Source organism: Bacillus sp. G1(2015b), assembly GCF_001482475.1.
In the GTDB taxonomy this organism is placed as follows: domain Bacteria; phylum Bacillota; class Bacilli; order Bacillales; family Bacillaceae; genus Bacillus; species Bacillus safensis.
In genome coordinates, this window is the sequence record NZ_LKIC01000028.1 from 132,733 (window position 1) to 153,542 (window position 20,810).

Here is a 20,810-nt window from a genome sequence, read left to right on the forward strand (position 1 = left end):
TCATGCAGCAAAAAAGCCACCTTTGAAAATAGGAGGCTTTTCTTTTGATCTTCTTGTTTCATCAATTCAATTTAGTAGGTTAACACAGTGACAGAAAAGTAACTAGACTTACTAAACCAACTGTTAACATTGGTTTTATTGGTCACATTAATCATGGGAAAACCACTTATTGCTGCAGCGGCTTCATTGTTTCATCAAGGACTTCAAATGTATAGCCCTTTGCCTTTAGCTGCGTGATTAAGCTGTTTAAGTATTTTGCCGTCGCTGGCTGATCGTGCATTAAGATGATTTTTGGTTCTTTTGGATATTTTGTCTCCAGCACTTGCAGCTGATTTAATACCTCTGGTACATATTTTGAGCTTTTATATTTCCAGTCAAGACTGTCAATGGTCCAATCCCAGTAGACAAAGCCTTGTTGTTTTAAACGTGCTTTTTGCTGATCAGTTAAATTTGGGGCGCTGCCATAAGGTGTTCTTACAAGATGGGTATACTCACCTGTGACAGAAGCCAAAATGCGCTGATCTTCTTTCATCTCGTTAACAGGAGAATCATTTTTTTGATAAAAGCGTTTCACATCATGGGTGATACCATGAAGCCCTAATTGATGACCTTCTTGATGAAGTCTTTTCACAGCTGCCGGGTGTTCTTTAATCTGCGGCCCGAGCATAAAGAATGTAGCCTTCACTTTTTGCGCTTTTAGCACATCTAACAGCTGATTTGAAGTCGCTGATGGACCATCATCAAAGGTTAAAAAGATTGTTTGATCCGTTACATGTTTATTAGAATCGATCTTAAAATGTGCATCTAATGTTTTCCTAGAAGCATCTTTTGCTTTCATACTAGTGCTTGTGTCCCTAAATTGACTGCTCGCAGACAATTTCGCCGGCTGATCTGCTGCCTGCATATTGGTTTTGGACATATCCCAAATAAAAAAGAGGATCAGTGTCAGAATGACAAAACCAATCGCCTTTGAGAGCAGCATTGTGTTTGAAGGTGTCTGTTTTTTTTTAACCCGTTGCATTACAATCGCTCCAATAAATCAAAAATTTGTGTCGAATCATGTAGTGAATTCTGTCTTTTTTCGCTGTTTTTTGTCATGTTTATATGGTGTCAGTATACAGGAAAAAAGAGCCTATGAATATAGAAGATGCTAAAAAATTGGAATCTTTTTGGTTATCAATCTATATTTGTTACAATGAAAGGTTATCCAATTCATATGATGTGAAATAATTCTGAATAATCATTGAAACGAACCCATTTATCCGCTAAGATAGCATCAGATTCAACCATTAATGCAAAGCGAAGGGGAGATTCCATATGAAAGTATTGTACAATGGAGATTTCATTGAAAAAAAGGATGCACATGTTGATATTGAGGACAGAGGCTATCAATTTGGTGACGGAGTCTATGAGGTCATCCGAGTATACAATGGTACTTTGTTTACGTTAAAGGAGCATACAGAGCGTCTGTTCAAAAGTGCAAAGGAAATTGGTATTCATCTGCAAGGTACAGTATCTGATATGGAAGAAAAGTTACAACAGCTCGTCGCTCACAATCAATTAACAGATGGCGGTGTGTACATTCAAGTCACGCGGGGTGTCGCACCTCGTAAACATCAATATAGCGATTCTCTCACTCCTCAAATCACGGCATATACGTTCCAGGTGAAAAAGCCTGTTCAAGAGCAGACAGCTGGTGCAAAGGCCATATTATCTGAGGATCTTCGCTGGTTAAGATGTGATATCAAAAGCTTAAACCTTTTATATAACATCATGGAAAAGCAGAAAGCATCTGAAGCTGGTGCGTTTGAAGCAATCCTGATAAGAGACGGTTTTGTGACCGAGGGAACCTCCTCGAATGTATATGCCGTGATTGATGGCGTGATTCGCACTCACCCTGCAAACAATCTCATTTTAAACGGCATTACCCGTAGAAAGCTGCTGGAGGTATGTGAGGCAGAAGGATGTACTGTTGAAGAAAATCGAATAAGCAAAGAAGAACTGCTGCGCGCTCAGGAAATCTTCATCAGCTCGACGACGGCTGAAGTCATTCCGATTGTTGAAATAGATGGCGAACCAGTAGGGAAAGGCGTTCCAGGCGAGCTGACAAAGCGCGTACAGGAAGGCTTCCAGCAAAAAATTAAACATGAAAGTGAAGCATCGATCTCTTCATAAATAAAAAAGGCTGTAAACATTCGTTTACAGCCTTTTGTGATGTATTTATTTCACAATAAGCACAGGTATATCTGATTTTGCTGATAACTTTTCACTCACACTGCCAAATAGCATTTTTTTCAATCTGCTTTGGTCACGTGCTCCCATGACGATGAGGTCTGCTGATATTTCCTCAGCATATTCGATAATCGCTTCTGCTGGTTCTCCCTCCACGATTTCAATGGCAGCCTCAAACTGCTCCTCATTTAAAAGCATTCGTGCTTCTGCGACGACCTCTTCTGTATGGTCTTCAAAAATCAAGGGACTTTGCTGTTCATCATGAGGCACATACACAGGGGGTGTTTGAAGATCTGCCATGCCGCCGCCGATATAAGCTCCGCCAGTCATTGGGCGCGGTGCATCAAACACCTGTCTGCCTGTTTTGCCATCATGGGCATAGGCAACGGTCAGCTTGGCATGCAAGGTTTTGGCTAAAGCGATTGCCTTTTTTAATGCTTTCTTACTGTCTTCATGTCCATCAAACGCAACGACCATCCGATCAGCTTGAAACAATGTCCTCATTCCTTTCAAAAGGAGTCTTTACACTCATGGTATACCCGTTAATAGAAAAAGATACACATAAGAGAGATTGATTTTTGTTAGAAAATTTCATTTATTGAAAAATATTTATTGACAAAATGGTGACAGCCACTATAATATAAAAAAAGATTCAAGAGCCAAAAGGAGGAAATGTCATGTGCAACATTGGAAGAATGAAATCAAACTGCATGAATGGGTTGATTCACGTGACAATTACACCTTCATTGGTCATTGAAAAGGAACTCGTATGTTCCAATTGATCGGATGAATCAAGGCGTATGTTGCGTATTTGTCAACATGCGCCTTTTTACATGACGAAAAGAGGCGTACCAGCTAGCTGGTGGCCTCTTTTTTTGTTGTATTCATTTCGCATTCCGAAATAAAGGAATGGAAAACAACAAGTAAATGAAGAGGAGTGAAAGCATGTGAACATGCCAAAATCAAGGCAAATGACAAAAACTCAAAAAACGAAACAAGGTGACTTGCAGGAAAATTTAGAAAGCGGCTAGCTTGAAAAGGAGAGACAAACATGTTTTCAGTATTTGCGAAATTAGGCTGGTTCTTTAAACAAGAGTGGAGGCGTTATACAATCGCTATTACGCTTCTGCTCATTGTGAATGTGCTTGAAATGCTGCCGCCAAGATACCTTGGCCAGGCAGTGGATGACATTCGTTCTGGTCAATTTACAACATCAAGTATTTTGTTTTATGTGACCATTTTTTGCTTACTAGGTGTCGTCGTCTATACACTTACATATTTTTGGATGTATCAGTTATTTGGCGGCGCAAATGTCATGGAGCGTGTGATGCGCGGGAAACTGATGCGCCACTTGCTGAAGATGACACCGACCTTTTATGAAAAGAAAAAAACCGGTAACTTAATGGCATTAGGAACAAACGATTTGAATGCTGTGGCCTTAACGACAGGTTTTGGCGTTCTGACCTTGGTTGATTCGACTGCTTATATGCTGATGATTTTCTTTACGATGGGTCTGACAATTAGCTGGAAATTAACCTTAATGGCGATTATCCCTATGCCGCTGATGGCGCTCTTGATTGCGTTTTATGGCAGCAAAATCCATGAGCGCTTTACTGTCGCTCAGGATGCATTTGGTGATATGAACGATCGTGTTCTTGAATCAGTGGCAGGCGTTCGAGTCATTCGGTCTTTTGTACAGGAGAAACAAGATGTCGAACGCTTTCGCGAAATGACAGATGATGTATTCCAAAAAAACATGCGAGTGGCGATCATTGATTCCTTGTTTGAACCGACAGTGAAATTACTTGTGGGGATCAGCTACTTAATCGGAATCGGCTACGGAGCCTATCTCGTATTCCAAAGTGATTTAACCATTGGGGAGCTTGTTGCATTTAACGTCTATCTTGGCATGATGATCTGGCCAATGTTTGCGATCGGCGAATTGATTAATATTATGCAAAGAGGAAATGCGTCGTTAGACCGGTTGAATCATACACTCAGCTACAAGCCGGACGTAACAAACGCTGCTCAGCCGAAAACGTTACAAGAGCCTGGAGATATTGAGTTTGATCACGTGACATTCAGGTATCCAACTTCACCTAAAGATAATCTCATTGATGTGTCCTTTACCGTTCGAAAAGGGCAGACGATTGGGATTACAGGCAAAACGGGAAGCGGCAAAACGACCATTGTCAAACAGCTTCTGCGCCAGTACCCGGCAGGTGATGGGCAAATATTGCTATCAGGTGTTCCAATCCAAGACATTGAATTAGATCAGTTATTTCAATGGATCGGATACGTACCTCAGGATCATATTCTTTTCTCAAAAAGTGTCGAACAGAATATGCGCTTTGGTCATCGGGACGCGAAACAAGATGAGTTAGCACAAGCAATCAAAGATGCTTACTTTGAAAAGGATCTACGCCTTTTGCCGGAGGGTCTGGAGACCATGGTTGGGGAAAAAGGTGTTGCGCTGTCAGGCGGACAAAAACAGCGAATATCCATTGCACGTGCTTTATTAATTGATCCAGACATTTTAATTCTGGATGACTCATTGTCTGCGGTAGATGCAAAAACAGAAACCGCTATCCTAGAAAATCTAAGACAAAACCGTCATGGCAAAACGACGTTTATTACGACTCATCGCCTATCAGCTGTTGAACATGCGGATCTCATTCTTGTCATGGAAGAAGGACGCATTGTCCAAAAGGGCACTCACAACGAGCTCATCCAGCAGGATGGGTGGTATAAAGAACAATTTTTGCGTCAGCAGCTGACAAATCAGCTGGAAGGAGGGGATGAGGCATGACAACAGGAAGAAGACTCCTTGCCTACGCACTCCTATATAAGAAAGTACTGTCTGTTGCCTTAATCTTTCTAATGATTGCAGTTGGTGCTGAGCTGACAGGACCGTTTATTGGGAAGAAAATGATTGATGATCATATTTTAGGTGTAGAAAAACCGTATGTCGAGGTCAATGAAAAGACAGACAAAACCGTTTATTACCAGGGAAATAACTATATACGAAGCGATCGATTAAACAATGGAATGGAATCTGGAAAGCAAATCAATGTGGTGCAAGTCGGGTTCGGTTACTATTTTGTGAATGAGCCGATTCGTTTTGATGGAAACAGAAAGATATCGGGAGATCAGCTCACCATTGATAATGGGAACGAGCGTGAGACTTATGAGGTACAGCGCTTATCAAAAGAAGAGATTTTTGCTTTTTATCAGCCAGAAATCAGTGGTTTGGTGCAGCTTGTTCTATTTTATCTAGGGCTGCTCATCGTTGCGATTTTCTTTCAGTATGGGCAGCATTACTTGCTCCAGAGGATTGCAAATCGAATTATTCAAAAAATGAGGGTAGACGTCTTTGAGCACATCCAAACGCTGCCGATCCGATATTTTGATAATTTACCGGCTGGAAAGGTTGTCGCGAGAATCACCAATGACACGGAAACCATTCGTGACCTATATGTCACAGTCCTTGCTAATTTTGTGACGAGTGCCATTTACATGATTGGGATTTACATTGCCATGTTTTTATTAAATGTGAAGCTGGCACTTATTTGTTTGGTAGCAGTACCGATTATTTTCCTATGGTCGATGACTTACAGAAAGTTTGCATCCGTGTACAATCACCGAATTCGTTCGATCATCAGTGAAATCAATGCCAAGTTAAATGAAGCCATTCAGGGGATGACCATTATTCAAGCGTTTCGTCATGAGAAAGCGACGAAAGAGGAATTTGATGAGCTGAACAACAATCACTTTCGGTATCAGCGAAAGATGCTCCATTTAAATTCACTTCTTTCACATAACTTGGTTAACCTGCTGCGAAATTTAGCATATGTGGCGCTTATTTGGTATTTTGGCGGTGCATCGTTAAGTGCGACAGGCATTGTGTCCATTGGAGTGCTCTATGCGTTTGTCGATTATTTAAATCGATTGTTCCAGCCGATCACAGGCATTGTGAATCAATTCTCCAGGTTGGAATTAGCAAGGGTTTCATCGGAAAGGGTTTTCCGATTATTAGATGAACCAGGAACAGAAGTAGAAGAACCTGTTCAGAAGAAGCTGGAGGGACACGTTCAGTTCAAAGATGTCACCTTTGCTTATAATGAAGGGAAAAATGTCTTAAAGAACATTACGTTTGAAGCAAAGAAAGGTCAAACGGTTGCACTTGTGGGGCATACTGGTTCTGGGAAAAGCTCGATCATGAACTTGCTGCTGCGTTTTTATGACATTCAGCAAGGAGACATTCTCATAGATGGCGAAAGCATATATGATCAGTCGCGTCAAACGCTGCGTAAACAAATGGGCATTGTGCTGCAAGACCCGTATTTATTTTCGGGAACGATTGCCTCCAATGTCAGCTTAGGAAATGAAGACATCAAAAGAGAAACCATTGAATCCTCATTAAAGCAAGTAGGCGCAGCAGAGTTATTGAAGCACCTGCCGCAAGGCTTTGATGAACCAGTCGTTGAAAAGGGAAGCACCCTTTCCTCAGGGGAACGTCAGTTGATTTCATTTGCGCGCGCATTGGCGTACGATCCAGCGATTTTAATTTTAGATGAAGCCACCGCCAACATTGATACAGAAACAGAAGCGATCATTCAGCGGGCGCTTGATGTAGTCAAAGAAGGACGAACGACTTTTGTGATTGCTCACCGATTATCCACGATTAAGAAAGCCGATATGATCTTGGTGTTAGAAAAAGGTGAAATCGTCGAGCGTGGCAGTCATGAACAACTCATGCAGCAAGAAGGGCTGTATGCGCAAATGTATGAACTGCAAAAAGGCGCTGTTGCAAACAGTTGATGAATAGTAGAAAAAAGAGCCTCTTCAAATTGAATGAGGCTCTTTTCCTTTGCATGAAAAAGTCGACGACTTTTACACAGGTTATATCGTTTGGACAGGCTGCAACATCAATAAGCGATGCCGACGCGTTGATGCACAAATTCCTTCGAATTTAACTGCTGATATAAAAAGTGTGCGGTATCTTCAACTGAAATTTTCTTTCCATCTATAGGGAGAAAATCTTTCTCATAGCGATATGACCGTGTCACTTCTCCATCTGGTAAATAGGTTGGACAAATAATGGTCCAATCTAGATCAGTCGATTGAAGGATTTCAAACGCTTTCGCATGCTCTTTAGCTGCTCGGGAAGTAGTCCGCTTTGATTCATTTGTTTCAAAACGGTAGAGCTCCGGCTGCTGCCTTGCTTTTAAAATACCTGCTGTACCAATTGTAATAATTCTAGATGTATTTGTTTGCTTCATGGCTTGTACGATATGCTCCATTGAAACAGATAATGTATCATCACCATCTGTTGATAGACAGCTCACAACAATATCTGCTCCTTTCATTGTCTCAAGCACATCTTCTCGATTTCTTGAATTGCCGGTGACTTGAAACATACCCGCAAGCATTTCTTCTCGGTTTGTCCGAATCAATGAACGAACCATGTAACGATCATCTACTTGAACGAAACGAAGAAATGCTTGTCCTACACGTCCATGAGCACCGAAAAGAGCTATTTTCATCTGTTCGATCCCTCCACTACATACTATAAGTGAAAAGAACCCAAAATGGTACAACTTTTATGTGATGCTTTTTTTATAAAGGTGAAAGGACCGAATACTATGACCATATTCACATAATAGAGAGATCCCTACAAATTGTAAAAGTTCAAAGTTCATACCAGAAATAATGTCCATGAAGATCCGCTCCTTTCTACTACATGATATGAGCTGAAAGGAGTTTGGTGAGGGATAAAAACAAAAAAAGAAGACACCATAAGAGGTGCCTTCTATGATCCAGGTATGAAATTAAGCTTTTGTTCCGCCAAGGTTTTGTTGAGCGTAAGACACAAGACGTTTTGTGATTTCTCCACCAACTGAACCGTTAGCACGAGCTGTAGTTTCTGCTCCAAGGTTTACACCAAATTCAGAAGCAATTTCGTATTTCATTTGATCGATTGCTTGCTCTGCTCCAGGAACTAGTAATTGGTTTGAACTATTAGAATTTGCCATGATGTGATTCTCCTTTTTGTATATGATTTATTTTTTTGGTTGGGTTTGCTGGAATCGCACCAGCGAAATGATCAAGTCATTTGCCACTTGGCGAAACCCAATGCAGTAACTGCTTTGTACTAAGTATTATGGTTATTTCCGAAAAAAACATACGAGAAAAGAACATGGTAAATGTTGTTGTGTCAACATACAAAAAACCATCACCCAATAATGAGTGATGGAGCTGCTTATATATCTTTTTATTCAGCTGAGCGTATGCGCAATTCTGTATCTGAATCAAAGAAATGGGCTTTGTTCATATTAATCGCAAGAGGGATAGACTGTCCCGCCTGTACATCGGTACGAGAATCAACACGTGCAATAAACGATTGATCATCGATAGAAGAGTAAAGCATCGTTTCTGCTCCCATTAATTCAGCTACCTCTACGTTAGCATTAATTTTTGTGCCTTCAGACGCCTCTATAAATACTGGTTCATCGTGAAAATCTTCTGGTCTGATGCCTAGTATGATATCCTTTCCAATATAGCCTTGGCTGCGTAATACTTTCATTTTTCCCTCTGGTACACGAATGTGAGTTTTTCCAACCGCGATGGCGCCGTCAGAGAGCTTTCCTGTAAAAAAGTTCATTGCAGGTGAGCCGATAAATCCACCTACAAACACATTCTCTGGGTTTTCATATACATCTTTCGGTGCTCCGACCTGCTGAATAAAACCATCTTTCATCACAACAAGGCGGGTTGCCATTGTCATGGCTTCAGTCTGATCATGTGTCACATAGATAAATGTCGTTTGCAGACGCTGATGAAGTTTAGAAATTTCAGCACGCATCTGAACACGGAGTTTTGCATCTAAATTAGAAAGCGGCTCATCCAAAAGGAAAACCTTTGCATCACGTACAATCGCTCTGCCAAGGGCAACACGTTGTCTTTGACCGCCAGACAGTGCTTTTGGTTTTCTGTCTAAATATTGCTCAAGCCCCAATATTTTAGCGGCATTTCGAACCCGCTCATCAATCTCTGCTTTCGGAAACTTCCGAAGTTTTAACCCAAAAGCCATATTATCGTACACATTCATATGAGGGTATAATGCATAGTTTTGGAAAACCATTGCGATATCCCGGTCTTTCGGTGCTACATCATTCATCCGTTTTCCATCTAACAGAAAGTCTCCTTGTGAAATTTCTTCTAGACCTGCAATCATGCGAAGGGTTGTTGATTTTCCGCAGCCTGATGGACCAACAAACACAATAAATTCTTTATCTTCTATATGTAGATTAAAGTTGTCTACTGCTGTTACCTTGTTATCGTACACTTTATAAATTTGATTCAGCATTATTTCAGCCATTTGATGTCAGCCTCCCCAGTTTCTCTTTTTGAAAGCGCTTTATTGTTGAATAAAGTGTATAAAATGGGGAAGAGTCTGTAAATGGACAACGTGCACAACATCCTATTTTCATTTTTGGGCAGGATGCTCATACCTTCGTTTTTTATGAAAGATCGAGTAGAGTCATCATTAAATAAGCAGCCGATGCTTCTGAAAAATGTCGTATATCTAGCCCAGTGCGCTCAATAAATTTATCAATTCGATATTGAAGACTGTTTCTGTGAACATATAATGCTTTTGCTGCTTTGGATGCGTTTAAATTACATTGCATATAGGTCATGAGAGTGCGGTAAACATCTCGGTCAACAATCGCTTCTTTAAAAGCATCTGATATAGCATGAGAGAGGACAGATGCATCATAACAAATGAACGATGGTAGGCATTGATAAAATGTGGCAACCCCTGATCTAAGCTTTTCTCGCTGCATGTGGCATACAAAGAGCTGTTGTTCATTTAATAATCTCATCTGTAAATGGTCATTTGGCAAATGCAGCTGCCCTTGTATAAAGACTGAGTCTGTTAAAAAATCACTTGTAATGGCCAGAGACAAATCATTTAATTGATCTAATTGACTATTTTCTGATGTAGCATTTGGTTGAATCAGCATAGCTGTTTCAGGGCCTGTCCATATGAAATGAGTATGTTCGAGGCTGTTATTCACAGCCTCTTTTATTTGCTGTCTTTGTTCCTCTTGATGGATCATTTGAAAATAATAAACACGGACGGGATGTTGGACAGTTAGTGGTTTGTTTTCAAAAAGATAGCTGAACCATCTTTGTTCACCCTCGGTATGCGCTTTTTGAAATAGATCAATCGGTGTAAGAAAAGAGTTGAGAAGTAGTGTTTCTCTTGCTGTAATCTCCGATTTGTCTACTCCAAATATTTCGCCTTCGTCTGTTTGATACCAAAGAATTTGTTTGTCATGAGTAGGTGTACTGATGATATGGTCTCCGTAAACAAGTTTTAATTTTTCTAACATGGCGGGGCTCCTTAAACAGTTTAATCATAGACATGGAATAGCATTAATTCGTGGATTTCTTCTTTTAAGGTTGGTTCAACTTCATGGGGCGGAAGCTGAGAGCCCCATTCAATGTCACCTGTTTTGTGGTAGATGCCTTCATAATGCGCACCATTGTGGAAAAAGGATATTTTCCAGCCTGGCAATTGTGCTTTTTTAAAAAGAGGTTTCCATTGAAAATGAGAAATCATATCATCATTGCCTCCTTGCTTTTATTGATGAAACAATAAACAAACACGACAACACGGAAACAACCTTGAACTTGATTTTATTGTATCTCATCTCATGAAAAGAGCATAGAAAAAGCATAAATTTAAGAGCACGACATGTGGCAAAAATGTAGTCAGTAGACGTTCGCGTGATCTGAAGTGGTGAGTGCCGTTTCTGAAAGGTAAGATGCGAAATCCATGATTCTTTTCCCGATCAGCCATTCTGATTTTTTCAAAGAGACATGCTGGAAAATCTCTCGGCCAGGGCGAGAATTGGCCTCAAACATCCAAATGGCGCCTGTTTGATCAATGCCTAAGTCAAAACCGATTTCACCAATATGCCCGGTCATTTTTTTATCTATTACTTGGCTAAGCGTGATGGCAGTATGAGAAAGCTGATGTAAAATCTGCAAACGTTTCTTTTCTTCTGGAAAGACAGCATAAAGTGTTTTCACCGTTCCGCCGTGTAACTGGTGAGTTGTGATGGTGTGATCTCCAGAAATTTTTGCTGCTGCTGCTGTGACTGTCCAATCACCGTCTTTATTTTTATTCGTATGAACTCTGAAATCCATCTGCTGATTGTCTATTTGAAGAAGCTCAATGCCTTGTTGTGCAATAAAATCATGAATTGCATGATCTTTTCGCAGCCTTTGAACAAACTGATCTATTGAATCATATGGAATAGCCCTTCCAAAATTTGAGCATACAGTGATTCCGTGATTTTCCTTTTTTAACCGATAAATACCGTCTCCATGACTTCCATTCGTCGGTTTTAAGTATATAACTTGATGCAGGTGGAGAAGTGTTTCAATTTTACTTAGAGCGTCCATGGGATCTAATTGTACAGAATGTGGGAGAAAGGACCATGTTTTTTCATCTGTTAATAGCTGTTCATGAATCTCCCATTTATTAAAAAAGTAAGGGTTGAACCAAGGGATATTATAGTCTTGGGTGAGTTTTCGCTTCGTTTCTTGAATGAGTGCTGACTGAGCAGCTTTTCTATTTGGAAGACGGTCATAAATGACTGACGGCAGGGGAAGCTGTTTTTTAACCCATGAACCTTGCTGGTACAACAATCCTTCTACAATTCCTTTTTCCCAATCAATAGAATGTGACCCAAAAAGATAGGCAAAACCAGCATGCTGTCTGAAAGAATTCAGCAGTTTGATAAAGAATTGTGATCTTGTTCCTAATGGCTGCGTGCTTTGCTCAAAACCTGCAGTGAAAATGCCCATCAACGGCCCTATAAAAAGTGTATGGTCAATGATGATCACATCAGCTTTTGATTGGTAAGGAATCAGTAAATCTCTGTATAGATCTTCAGATAATAATATTTTCTTTGGATGCTGATGATAGGAAATGTTGAAGCCATCAACTAAACGAGACCCTAGAGCAAGAGAATAGATGGCCTCTTTCTGTTTATAATGGTCTGGAAGATGAATTGTTTTTTCACTTGTGAGGTGTGGGGCGATGATGCAGCGATTTTTGTTCATAAGAAACCTCCTTCGGTTGAGACATCATCGATTGCGCATGTTCAAGAATGGTACGAATCAATTGATGTTCCTTTTCAGGGTAAACTTTTAAAAAAGCGGACCGTCCTGGCTTTGATCTGACATTTGATATGAACAGCCTGCCTTCACTTGTATGAAGTAAGTCTACTGCGAATTCAAAGCAAGGAGAGTACGTTTTATCTATATAAGCTGGAATTGATGCCTGAATGGATGCAATATCATCTAAAAGGAGCTCCTTGATGTGTGGCTGCAATGTATGTAGATAGTGTTCAAAGCCTATCACAGGATCCGATTTTTGTGTATAACTTAAAAGACTATTTTCTGCAGGTGATTTTGTGTGAATCCCCATGCGTTTCCATTGATTTTGTGAATCTTTCATAAGAAAAATCCTGATTTCATTAAATAAAGGTTCTTTTTGATCACTCGTGTTGAAAAATTGAAGGAAATACCGGCCTGCATATTTTTTGCACCAGCGCTCCATCTCTGACGCCCGAGAAAATGTAATGGTTTGATTGGAACTTAGCTGAACGGTGAATGTTGACTTGCCATCAAAGGAAATGAAGTAAGTAGATGCTGCATGCTGCTGGGAGAGAGGCTGCATTCTATAATAACCGCCAGCCCCGCACTCCCTTACCATATTGATCAGATCTGAGGGCTCTTTTAATAAAGAGCAGCCAGGTAAATATGGCTGTAAAGCAGAGAGGAGGCGGAGCTGTTCAAATAGCACCATTTTATTTGAAATGCCGGTATTCAAAAAATCTGTTTTTGGATACTTTTTTAGCCATTCCATGATGGGTTTTGCTTTTTTAGATTGTGCGTCATGCCGGTAAAGACATCGATCGTAAATCAAATCGGGAATCGGAAACTGTGCGTCGGCAAACCCTTGGTCATTCATATATGTTTGACCTTGTATCAAATTTGAAGCCGGCTTTAAATCAAGTGGTGTAAAACGAACAACCTTTAAATGATAAGAAGAGGCAGCTTTGGCGAGCTGACGTGTAAATGCCTCTTCATACTGCGGAGAAAGGGTTACAATACCTAATGTTGTCATTAAAAAACACCTTCTTTTCAACTTCTTTTTTTACCATCACAAAAACGTTTTTTTATGATTTTACTTAAAGCTTGCGCTCCTTTATCATTACGACAGATCGCTTGATCATATGTCTCGCTGCATACTTCATTTGCTTGGGAACTTGACAACAACTATAATACGTATAGATCAAAACAATAAACATCGGGTGTTGTTTGAAAGGTAGATGACGACTTTGAATATATTCACAACGTTTATCTTTATGATTGTTATCGGCGCAGTCATAGGTGCAGCGACAAACCATCTTGCAATTAAAATGCTTTTTCGGCCTTATAAGCCATATTACTTATTCGGAAAACAGCTTCCATTTACACCAGGGCTTATCCCTAAAAGAAGAGACGAAGTAGCCAAGCAGGTTGGTGTCATGGTTATGGAGCATTTGCTCACGCCAGAAGGTATTCAAAAGCGATTTGAATCATCCGAGGCAAAGCAGGAGATCCTGCGTACAGTCCATCGATATATTGACAAAGGCGCAAATATGGAGATAACCGTATTCTCCCTGCTAGAAAGATTCGGCGTGACAGAGGCTGATGTCAAAGCAGATAAATGGCTCCATCAGTGGTCTGATCAGAAGCTCAAATCACTGCTTGAAACATATAACCAGCAAACTTTATCTGAATTGCTCCCTGTAGAAGTGGAAAACAAAATATCATCGAAAATTCCAGATGCAGCAGATTATATTTTAAAGAGAGGCATTCATTATTTTGAAAGTGATGAAGGCAAAGCAAGGCTTGGCAATATGATTGATGATTTCTTAAAAGAACGGGGAATGCTTGGCAGTATGGTCCAAATGTTTCTAGGGAATTCAAGCTTAATTGATCGTGTACATCCCGAAATCATCAAGTTTTTAAGAAACGCAGAAACAAAAAGATTTTTATCAGATTTGCTTGTTCAAGAATGGGACAAGGTGAAGCAATTTTCTCTTCATGAGCTTGATGAAAAATGGAATGTGAAGGAACTTATTTTTAGTGTGAAAAATCAATTGCTTTCTCATTTCTCTACAAAGCTGATATTAGACAAACCTGTTGGGATATACGTCAGTGCTGTCGCGGATGATCTTAAAACACACTTTGCGCCAGTGTTGATTGATAAGGGGATCGGAGCGGCTTCAAATGCTTTAGAGGGTCTGCTTGCTAAGCTGCAATTTGAAGATATCATTCGTGAACAAATTGAACTTTTCCCGCTTGAAAAAATGGAAGAGCTAGTAGTCAGCATTTCCAATAAGGAGCTGAAAATGATTACATTTCTAGGCGGTCTTTTAGGCGGGCTGATTGGTGCTATCCAGGCTGTTTTTGTGGCACTATTTTAAGACAAGCTAGAGAAATTTTAATGAATTCATTGTATATATGTGAAACGAAAGCCATAGTTTGTTATAGTGGAGTGGTGTCCGCCGATCATATCGGTGATAACGGATAGAAAGGAGACATAACATGTCTGTAAATCTTTACGATGTTGCATATGACCTTGAAAAAGCATTGCGTCATAGCGAAGAATATTCAACTTTAAGAAATCTTTATGATGAGGTAAACGCGGATGAGTCCTCTAAAAGAATGTTTGAGAACTTCCGTGACATTCAAGTAAACCTTCAACAAAAACAAATGACTGGTCAAGAGATCACACAAGAAGAAGTGGAGCAAGCTCAAAAAACAGTTGCGCTTGTTCAGCAGCACGACAAAATCTCTCAGTTGATGGAAGCAGAACAACGTGTGAGTGTTCTTATCGGTGAATTAAATAAAATTATCATGAAGCCACTTGAAGAGCTTTATGGGAATCCAGAAGAAAACTAATGGAAAGGGCGATGTCATTCGCCCTTTTTTGTTTTAACTTTTCTCCTCAATATCTTTTAAAAAAAGGTTGTCGAAGCACATAAATTCTGCGATAATACTTATATTGAAAGTGCTTTCAAAAAGGCGCTCTCAAGGGACAATTGGGTGCGTTTCACTTGGGATTTAAGGCAGTGAGCCAAACGAGAGAGAAGCGCTTCTGGGAGAAACGCAAAGCATAAGGGGATCTGATATAAGCAATGCTTTGGTGTGTGAAAGATAAGGGGATCATGGGGAGCTTCATCACTCCATTGTAACGCATCCAAACCATACATAAAAAAAAGCCTAGGGGTAGGCTTTTTTTATTTATCAATCATTCATAACCTGTGGCTCTTTCAACTGCATGTTCTAAAGCACCAAGCTAGGGCATATCCTCATCGTAAGTACAGTCATCAAGAAGGGGGATGCCTCAGTGTCAAAAAAACTACTTGCACTCAATATAGATGGGACGTTACTTCGTTCCAATGGTAAAATCCATTCCGCTACAAAAGAAGCTGTGGAATATGTAAAGAAAAAAGGGGTTTACGTGACGATTGTCACCAACCGGCATTTTCGTTCCGCTCAAAAAATTGCCAAGGCGTTGAAGATTCCAACATCAACCCTTGTGACGCATAGTGGTGCATTTATCGCGGATAAACTCGATGAGCCGCTTCATGTGAAAAAATTAACGGAAGAAAAGACATTTAATATTGTGCAAATCCTTGAAAGCTTCGATTGTAATGTCCGCTTGCTGCATGAAAAATTCTCGATCGGCAACCGGAAAAAAACGCAGTCTCAGCTGATGGGAAAGACGCTCATTCATCCGTCTGATCCAATTTTCTATCCCGTTCAGTTTGTTGAATCGTTAAGTGATATGCTGATGGATGAACCGGTCAGTACACCAGTGATTGAAGTATATTCGACAGCGGAGCTTCAGCCTGAGATTCACAGGACCATTCAACAAGCATTCCCATCTGTTGATCTTATTAGGATCAGTGATGAGAAAATGAATATTGTCTGCAAAGGGGTTTCGAAAGAAGCGGGACTTTCTCTCTTAACCTCTGCACTCGGTTTTACTTTAGAAGATACGGTCGTTATTGGACATGGAACAGATGACATTCCAATGCTTGAATTGGCTGGTTTAGGGGTTGCTATGGGGAATGCTTCCAATGATGTCAAGCGCAAAGCAGATTGGGTGACGCGCTCGCACGATGAACAGGGTGTGGCTTACATGATCAAGGAATACTTTAGAATGCAGCAAAGAGAAGGATTTTTACATCAATTTGATATTAAAAGATAATACAGTGAAGGCCCTGTCAATCAAGAAATGACAGGGCCTTCGTCTGTTCCCTTCATTGCTTTTCCTACATGAATTTTGTAAAATGAAACAAGTTTGAAGATAAAGGTGATATGATGCGAATTTTAATTAAAGGGCTGTCAGATGAACGATTTCATCGCCCGCTTGTCAATATAGCCAATTTATTTGAAGAAGATAGTGAAGTGATTTTTGAACCAAGTGAATTTGATGATGGTTTGGTCATGGAATTTAGTTGGAAGGAAGAAAATGGCATGGTGAAAGCGTCTGGCTATATCGATGGATCAGATATCACCAGTCGTTTTTCACGGGATCTCCCAAAGAACTTGAACGATAAGGAGCGCTGGAAGCAAATCAAAAACACAGTGCTGTCTGTTTATTTACACTTGCTTCAGGAGCACACAGGAATGACACAAAAGTGGGGGATTCTCACAGGAATACGTCCTACGAAATTGCTCCATAAGATGCTGAGAGAGGGCATGTCAAAGGAAGATGCACATGCGGCATTAAAGCGTGATTACTTGATTCATGATGAAAAAATCAATTTGATGCAGGAGATTGTCGACCGTCAGCTTAAAGCCATCCCAGATCTGTATGACCTTCAGCAGGAAGTGAGTATTTATATCGGCATTCCTTTCTGCCCCACAAAATGTGCTTATTGTACGTTCCCTGCTTACGCCATTAAAGGACAAGCTGGTAGAGTGGGAACGTTTTTGTTTGGTCTGCATTTTGAAATGCAAAAAATGGGCGAATGGCTAAAAGAACATGGGATCAAAGTGACGACCGTTTACTTTGGCGGAGGCACGCCAACGAGCATCACAGCGGAAGAAATGGATTTGCTGTATGAAGAAATGTATCGCTCCTTCCCTGATGTGAAGCATATACGGGAAGTAACTGTCGAAGCAGGGCGTCCTGATACGATTTCTCCTGATAAGCTAGAGGTGCTAAACCGCTACAATATTGACCGAATTAGCATTAACCCGCAATCGTATGAGAATGAAACACTAAAAGCTATTGGCCGGCATCATAGTGTGGAAGAAACGATTGAAAAGTATCACTTATCAAGACAGTACGGCATGAATAATATCAATATGGACTTAATCATTGGATTGCCGGGAGAAGGGCTCAAAGAATTCCAGCACTCCTTGCAGCAGACTGAGGAACTCAAGCCTGAATCTTTAACTGTGCATACACTTTCCTTTAAAAGAGCATCTGAAATGACGCGCAATAAGGAGAAATACCAAGTAGCAGACCGAGAAGAAATCACACGTATGATGGATGAAGCCGTCACTTGGACGAAAGCGCATCATTATTACCCATATTATTTATATAGACAAAAAAATATTTTGGGAAATCTCGAAAATGTCGGGTATTCATTAGATGGACAGGAAAGCTTGTATAATATCATCATCATGGAAGAAGTACAGACAATCATTGGCATTGGGTGCGGTGCAGCAAGTAAATTCATTGATCCACGGTCAGGGAAAATTACGCAGTATGCCAATCCAAAAGATCCAAAATCGTATAATGACCGCTATGAACACTATACAGAAGAGAAAATTCAATTCCTTGAATCATTATTTGTTTCTCACGTTTAAACACTGCGATGACGCAGTGTTTTTTTCATTTGTAAAAGGGTATATAAGTGATAAAAAGTTAAAGCAGGTGTACATATGATAGATGTGATCGGAATTGGGGTTGGGCCTGCCAATTTAGGATTGGCCGCTTTGTTAGAGGAGTATGAGGATGTCTCATGCTGTTTTTTTGAACAGGAGTCTGAGTTTGCTTGGCATCCCGGTATGCTGATCAAAGGAACGGATTTACAAGTTTCCTTTTTAGCAGACCTTGTCACAATGGCGAATCCAAGGAGCAGGTATACCTTTTTAAATTATTTACATGAATCAAATAGACTTCACCGCTTCTATACATTTGAACAGTTTGATATCCCGCGGAGAGAATTCAATGAGTATTTATCATGGGTTGCAGGAGAGTTAGATAGCTGTCAGTTTGGGATGAAGGTAGAAGAAGTGACGGACTGCCAAGAAGGCTACCTTGTGAAAGTCAGACGATTGAAAGATGGTTCACTATCTGAGTATCGTGCAAAGCATGTCGTGCTTGGAACAGGAAGTAAACCGATGATTCCGGTCGATGTGCCTGAAGCAGCATACCCATATGTGACCCATAGCAGCCGTTATTTAGAACAGCAGAAATCACTTCACGAAGCTGAGTCGGTGGCGGTGATCGGTTCAGGGCAGAGTGCAGCCGAAATTTTCTTAGACCTGCTTCAGCATCAAAAGAAAGGCCAGCAGCTTTCGTGGTTTACGCGTTCTAGTGAATTTAGAGAGCTGGAGACGGCTGAGCTTGGCCAAGAGCTTTTTACACCAAAGTATGTCGAGTATTTTCATTCGCTTCCTTATGAAGAACGTATGAACACATTGCCTAGGCTGACAGGATTAAGAAATGGCATCGATGCATCGACGCTTTCGCGCATTTATCAGGAATTGTATCATCGCTCTGTTTCAGGTGAAGAGCCATCTGTGATCATTCAGCCAATGACCGAGCTTGAAGCGATTCAAATAGGAAAGCAGCAGCCCTTAGAGCTGCACCTCAGACAGTGGCAGCTGAAGAAAGAAAAAAGCATAACAGCAGATCATGCCGTATTAGCTACAGGGTACACACCGAATATCCCTGAATGGTTTGACGCATATGAACCTTTGATTGAATGGGAAAGTGATGCGCATTTTAAAGTGACAGACGACTTCAGGCTTGTGTTCAAAGACAAGCGCTCAAATCATTTCTTTACATTCACGAATCTTGATCATTCTCATGGAACAGCGGCGACCAATTTAAAACTATCGATTTACCGCAACCAGAAAGTGATTCAAACCATTCGCGGGGGCGAGGAAGCGCCAGTCAAGCAAGAAACTGCATTTCAGCAATTTGAATAAGACATAAAAAAGGGCCCAAGCATAGGGCCCCATTTTTATTAGATCGTCGTTTCTTTTTTTACTTTTGGTTTTTCAGGTTTCCATTTGAAGATTTTGTTGAGGATTTGATAGATTTTCTTAGATTCTTTCGTTACGAGCGGTCCTAAAATCGCAAGAATTAAGACATACAATGCAGCGAAGGGCTTCAAAGTAGCGGCAAGTCCGCCCGCAATGCCAAGCTCGGCAACAATGATTGAAAACTCTCCTCTCGATACGATGGTTAATCCAATATTAGAAGAGGCTTTATGAGAAAATCCAGCTCTCCGTCCAGCAAACATTCCGGCAGTGAAGTTTCCAATTAGGGTAAGCATCACAGCGCCGATCGCAAGCCAGAAGGCATCACCCAATGTAAATGGATCAATACTGAGACCAAAGCTGAAAAAGAACATTGCTCCAAAGAAATCTCTAAACGGAACCACGAGGTGCTCGATGCGGTCAGAGTGCTCTGTTTCTGAGAAAACAAGACCAAGTAAGAGAGCCCCAATAGCCTCTGCTACATGAATCGTTTCTGAGAAACCAGCGACAAAGAACAAAGCCGCAAATATCACAATGATGAACACTTCGTTCGAACGGATATCAAACAACTTGTTTAATAGTTTTGGCAGCTTTCGCGCAATGATAAAGAAAAGCATCATATAACCAAAAGCGATTAAAATAGATAATAAGGCACCGCCAACAGTAGTGGCATCTCCTAGGACAAGACCTGATACGACGGATAAATAAACGGCAAGGAAAATATCCTCAAACATAATAATCCCTAGAATTAACTCTGTTTCAGGATTTGCCGTCCGTTTCAAATCGACAAGGACTTTGGCCACAATGGCGCTGGATGAAATGGTAATCACTCCTGCCATAATGAGAACCTCAAGGAATCCAAACCCTGTGATAAAACCGTAGAGCAGTCCTAAGCTGAAGTTGATCAAAATATAAATAGATCCGCCGACTGCAATGGATTTACCAGATTTAATGAGTTTTCCGACAGAGAACTCAAGTCCAAGATAGAAAAGCAGGAACAGGACGCCCATTCTGCCAAAAAACGAAATAATCTCGGTGCTTTCGATAAATTTTAAATCAATGATCCCGATAGTTGGAGCATGCGGCCCAACAATCATTCCGAGGACAATGAGAAAAGGGATGATAGAAAATTTAATTTTATTGGCGATTAAGCTGGCGATGGCGATAAGAATAAGCGCCGTCCCAACTTCAAAGACTAAATGATCCATTCA

At 40.6% G+C, this 20,810-nt stretch carries 18 protein-coding genes; 8 read left to right on the top strand and 10 right to left on the bottom strand.

What is annotated here, in order from left to right; translation table 11 throughout:
• Positions 1-166 precede the first annotated feature (166 nt).
• Positions 167-1,021 carry a polysaccharide deacetylase family protein gene (locus AMR95_RS15330; RefSeq protein ID WP_058838783.1) on the bottom strand — a complete coding sequence of 285 codons (855 nt, stop codon included), beginning with the start codon at positions 1,019-1,021 and terminating at the stop codon, positions 167-169.
• A gap of 296 nt (positions 1,022-1,317) precedes the next feature.
• On the opposite strand from AMR95_RS15330, the gene dat reads away from it, so the two are divergent.
• A complete protein-coding gene (dat, locus tag AMR95_RS15335; RefSeq protein ID WP_058838784.1) occupies positions 1,318-2,175 on the top strand; it encodes a D-amino-acid transaminase in 858 nt (285 codons plus the stop codon).
• A gap of 45 nt (positions 2,176-2,220) precedes the next feature.
• Here the strand turns inward: dat and AMR95_RS15340 are convergent, their stop codons facing one another.
• Positions 2,221-2,727, bottom strand: a complete 507-nt coding sequence (locus AMR95_RS15340) for a universal stress protein (protein WP_039177520.1) — start codon at positions 2,725-2,727, stop codon at positions 2,221-2,223.
• A gap of 556 nt (positions 2,728-3,283) precedes the next feature.
• Here AMR95_RS15340 and AMR95_RS15345 point away from each other — a divergent pair.
• Positions 3,284-5,041: an ABC transporter ATP-binding protein gene (locus AMR95_RS15345; RefSeq protein ID WP_039177521.1), complete on the top strand. Its 1,758-nt coding sequence runs from the start codon at positions 3,284-3,286 to the stop codon at positions 5,039-5,041.
• Positions 5,038-7,053 carry an ABC transporter ATP-binding protein gene (locus AMR95_RS15350; RefSeq protein WP_058838785.1) on the top strand — a complete coding sequence of 672 codons (2,016 nt, stop codon included), beginning with the start codon at positions 5,038-5,040 and terminating at the stop codon, positions 7,051-7,053. Before AMR95_RS15345 ends, AMR95_RS15350 begins: the two co-directional genes overlap by 4 nt.
• A gap of 107 nt (positions 7,054-7,160) precedes the next feature.
• On the opposite strand, the gene AMR95_RS15355 is transcribed toward AMR95_RS15350, so the two are convergent.
• From AMR95_RS15355 to AMR95_RS15385, 7 genes are all read right to left on the bottom strand, one after another.
• The gene (locus AMR95_RS15355) at positions 7,161-7,778 is read right to left on the bottom strand and encodes an NAD(P)-dependent oxidoreductase (RefSeq protein ID WP_039177527.1); all 618 of its coding nucleotides are present in this window, start codon (positions 7,776-7,778) and stop codon (positions 7,161-7,163) included.
• A gap of 285 nt (positions 7,779-8,063) precedes the next feature.
• Complete coding sequence (locus tag AMR95_RS15360) at positions 8,064-8,267, bottom strand: alpha/beta-type small acid-soluble spore protein (RefSeq protein WP_039177528.1); 204 nt, start codon at positions 8,265-8,267, stop codon at positions 8,064-8,066.
• 239 nt (positions 8,268-8,506) lie between these two features.
• Complete coding sequence (locus AMR95_RS15365) at positions 8,507-9,613, bottom strand: ABC transporter ATP-binding protein (protein ID WP_039177530.1); 1,107 nt, start codon at positions 9,611-9,613, stop codon at positions 8,507-8,509.
• 142 nt (positions 9,614-9,755) lie between these two features.
• The gene (locus AMR95_RS15370; protein ID WP_039177533.1) at positions 9,756-10,631 is read right to left on the bottom strand and encodes a helix-turn-helix domain-containing protein; all 876 of its coding nucleotides are present in this window, start codon (positions 10,629-10,631) and stop codon (positions 9,756-9,758) included.
• 20 nt (positions 10,632-10,651) lie between these two features.
• Positions 10,652-10,861 (bottom strand): YheE family protein, encoded by a 210-nt coding sequence (locus AMR95_RS15375; RefSeq protein ID WP_003211787.1) that lies wholly within the window; start codon positions 10,859-10,861, stop codon positions 10,652-10,654.
• 152 nt (positions 10,862-11,013) lie between these two features.
• A complete protein-coding gene (locus tag AMR95_RS15380) occupies positions 11,014-12,372 on the bottom strand; it encodes a YheC/YheD family endospore coat-associated protein (protein ID WP_058838786.1) in 1,359 nt (452 codons plus the stop codon).
• Positions 12,329-13,441 carry a YheC/YheD family protein gene (locus AMR95_RS15385; RefSeq protein ID WP_039177539.1) on the bottom strand — a complete coding sequence of 371 codons (1,113 nt, stop codon included), beginning with the start codon at positions 13,439-13,441 and terminating at the stop codon, positions 12,329-12,331. The genes AMR95_RS15380 and AMR95_RS15385 overlap by 44 nt, the downstream gene beginning before the upstream one ends.
• A 214-nt stretch (positions 13,442-13,655) precedes the next feature.
• Here AMR95_RS15385 and AMR95_RS15390 point away from each other — a divergent pair, with 214 nt between their 5' ends.
• From AMR95_RS15390 to AMR95_RS15410, 5 genes are all read left to right on the top strand, one after another.
• Positions 13,656-14,789 (top strand): DUF445 domain-containing protein, encoded by a 1,134-nt coding sequence (locus AMR95_RS15390; protein ID WP_058838787.1) that lies wholly within the window; start codon positions 13,656-13,658, stop codon positions 14,787-14,789.
• Positions 14,790-14,910: 121 nt separating this feature from the next.
• Positions 14,911-15,267 carry a YlbF family regulator gene (locus AMR95_RS15395; protein WP_024425750.1) on the top strand — a complete coding sequence of 119 codons (357 nt, stop codon included), beginning with the start codon at positions 14,911-14,913 and terminating at the stop codon, positions 15,265-15,267.
• Positions 15,268-15,715: 448 nt separating this feature from the next.
• Entirely contained in the window at positions 15,716-16,582 is an 867-nt protein-coding gene (locus AMR95_RS15400) for a Cof-type HAD-IIB family hydrolase (RefSeq protein WP_058838788.1), read from the top strand.
• A 113-nt stretch (positions 16,583-16,695) separates the two neighbouring features.
• The gene (locus AMR95_RS15405) at positions 16,696-18,195 is read left to right on the top strand and encodes a coproporphyrinogen III oxidase (RefSeq protein ID WP_058838789.1); all 1,500 of its coding nucleotides are present in this window, start codon (positions 16,696-16,698) and stop codon (positions 18,193-18,195) included.
• Between the two features lie 75 nt (positions 18,196-18,270).
• Positions 18,271-19,545 (top strand): lysine N(6)-hydroxylase/L-ornithine N(5)-oxygenase family protein, encoded by a 1,275-nt coding sequence (locus tag AMR95_RS15410; protein WP_039177550.1) that lies wholly within the window; start codon positions 18,271-18,273, stop codon positions 19,543-19,545.
• 38 nt (positions 19,546-19,583) lie between these two features.
• Here AMR95_RS15410 and AMR95_RS15415 read toward each other — a convergent pair whose 3' ends face one another.
• Positions 19,584-20,807 carry a cation:proton antiporter gene (locus AMR95_RS15415; protein ID WP_039177552.1) on the bottom strand — a complete coding sequence of 408 codons (1,224 nt, stop codon included), beginning with the start codon at positions 20,805-20,807 and terminating at the stop codon, positions 19,584-19,586.
• Positions 20,808-20,810: the final 3 nt, after the last annotated feature.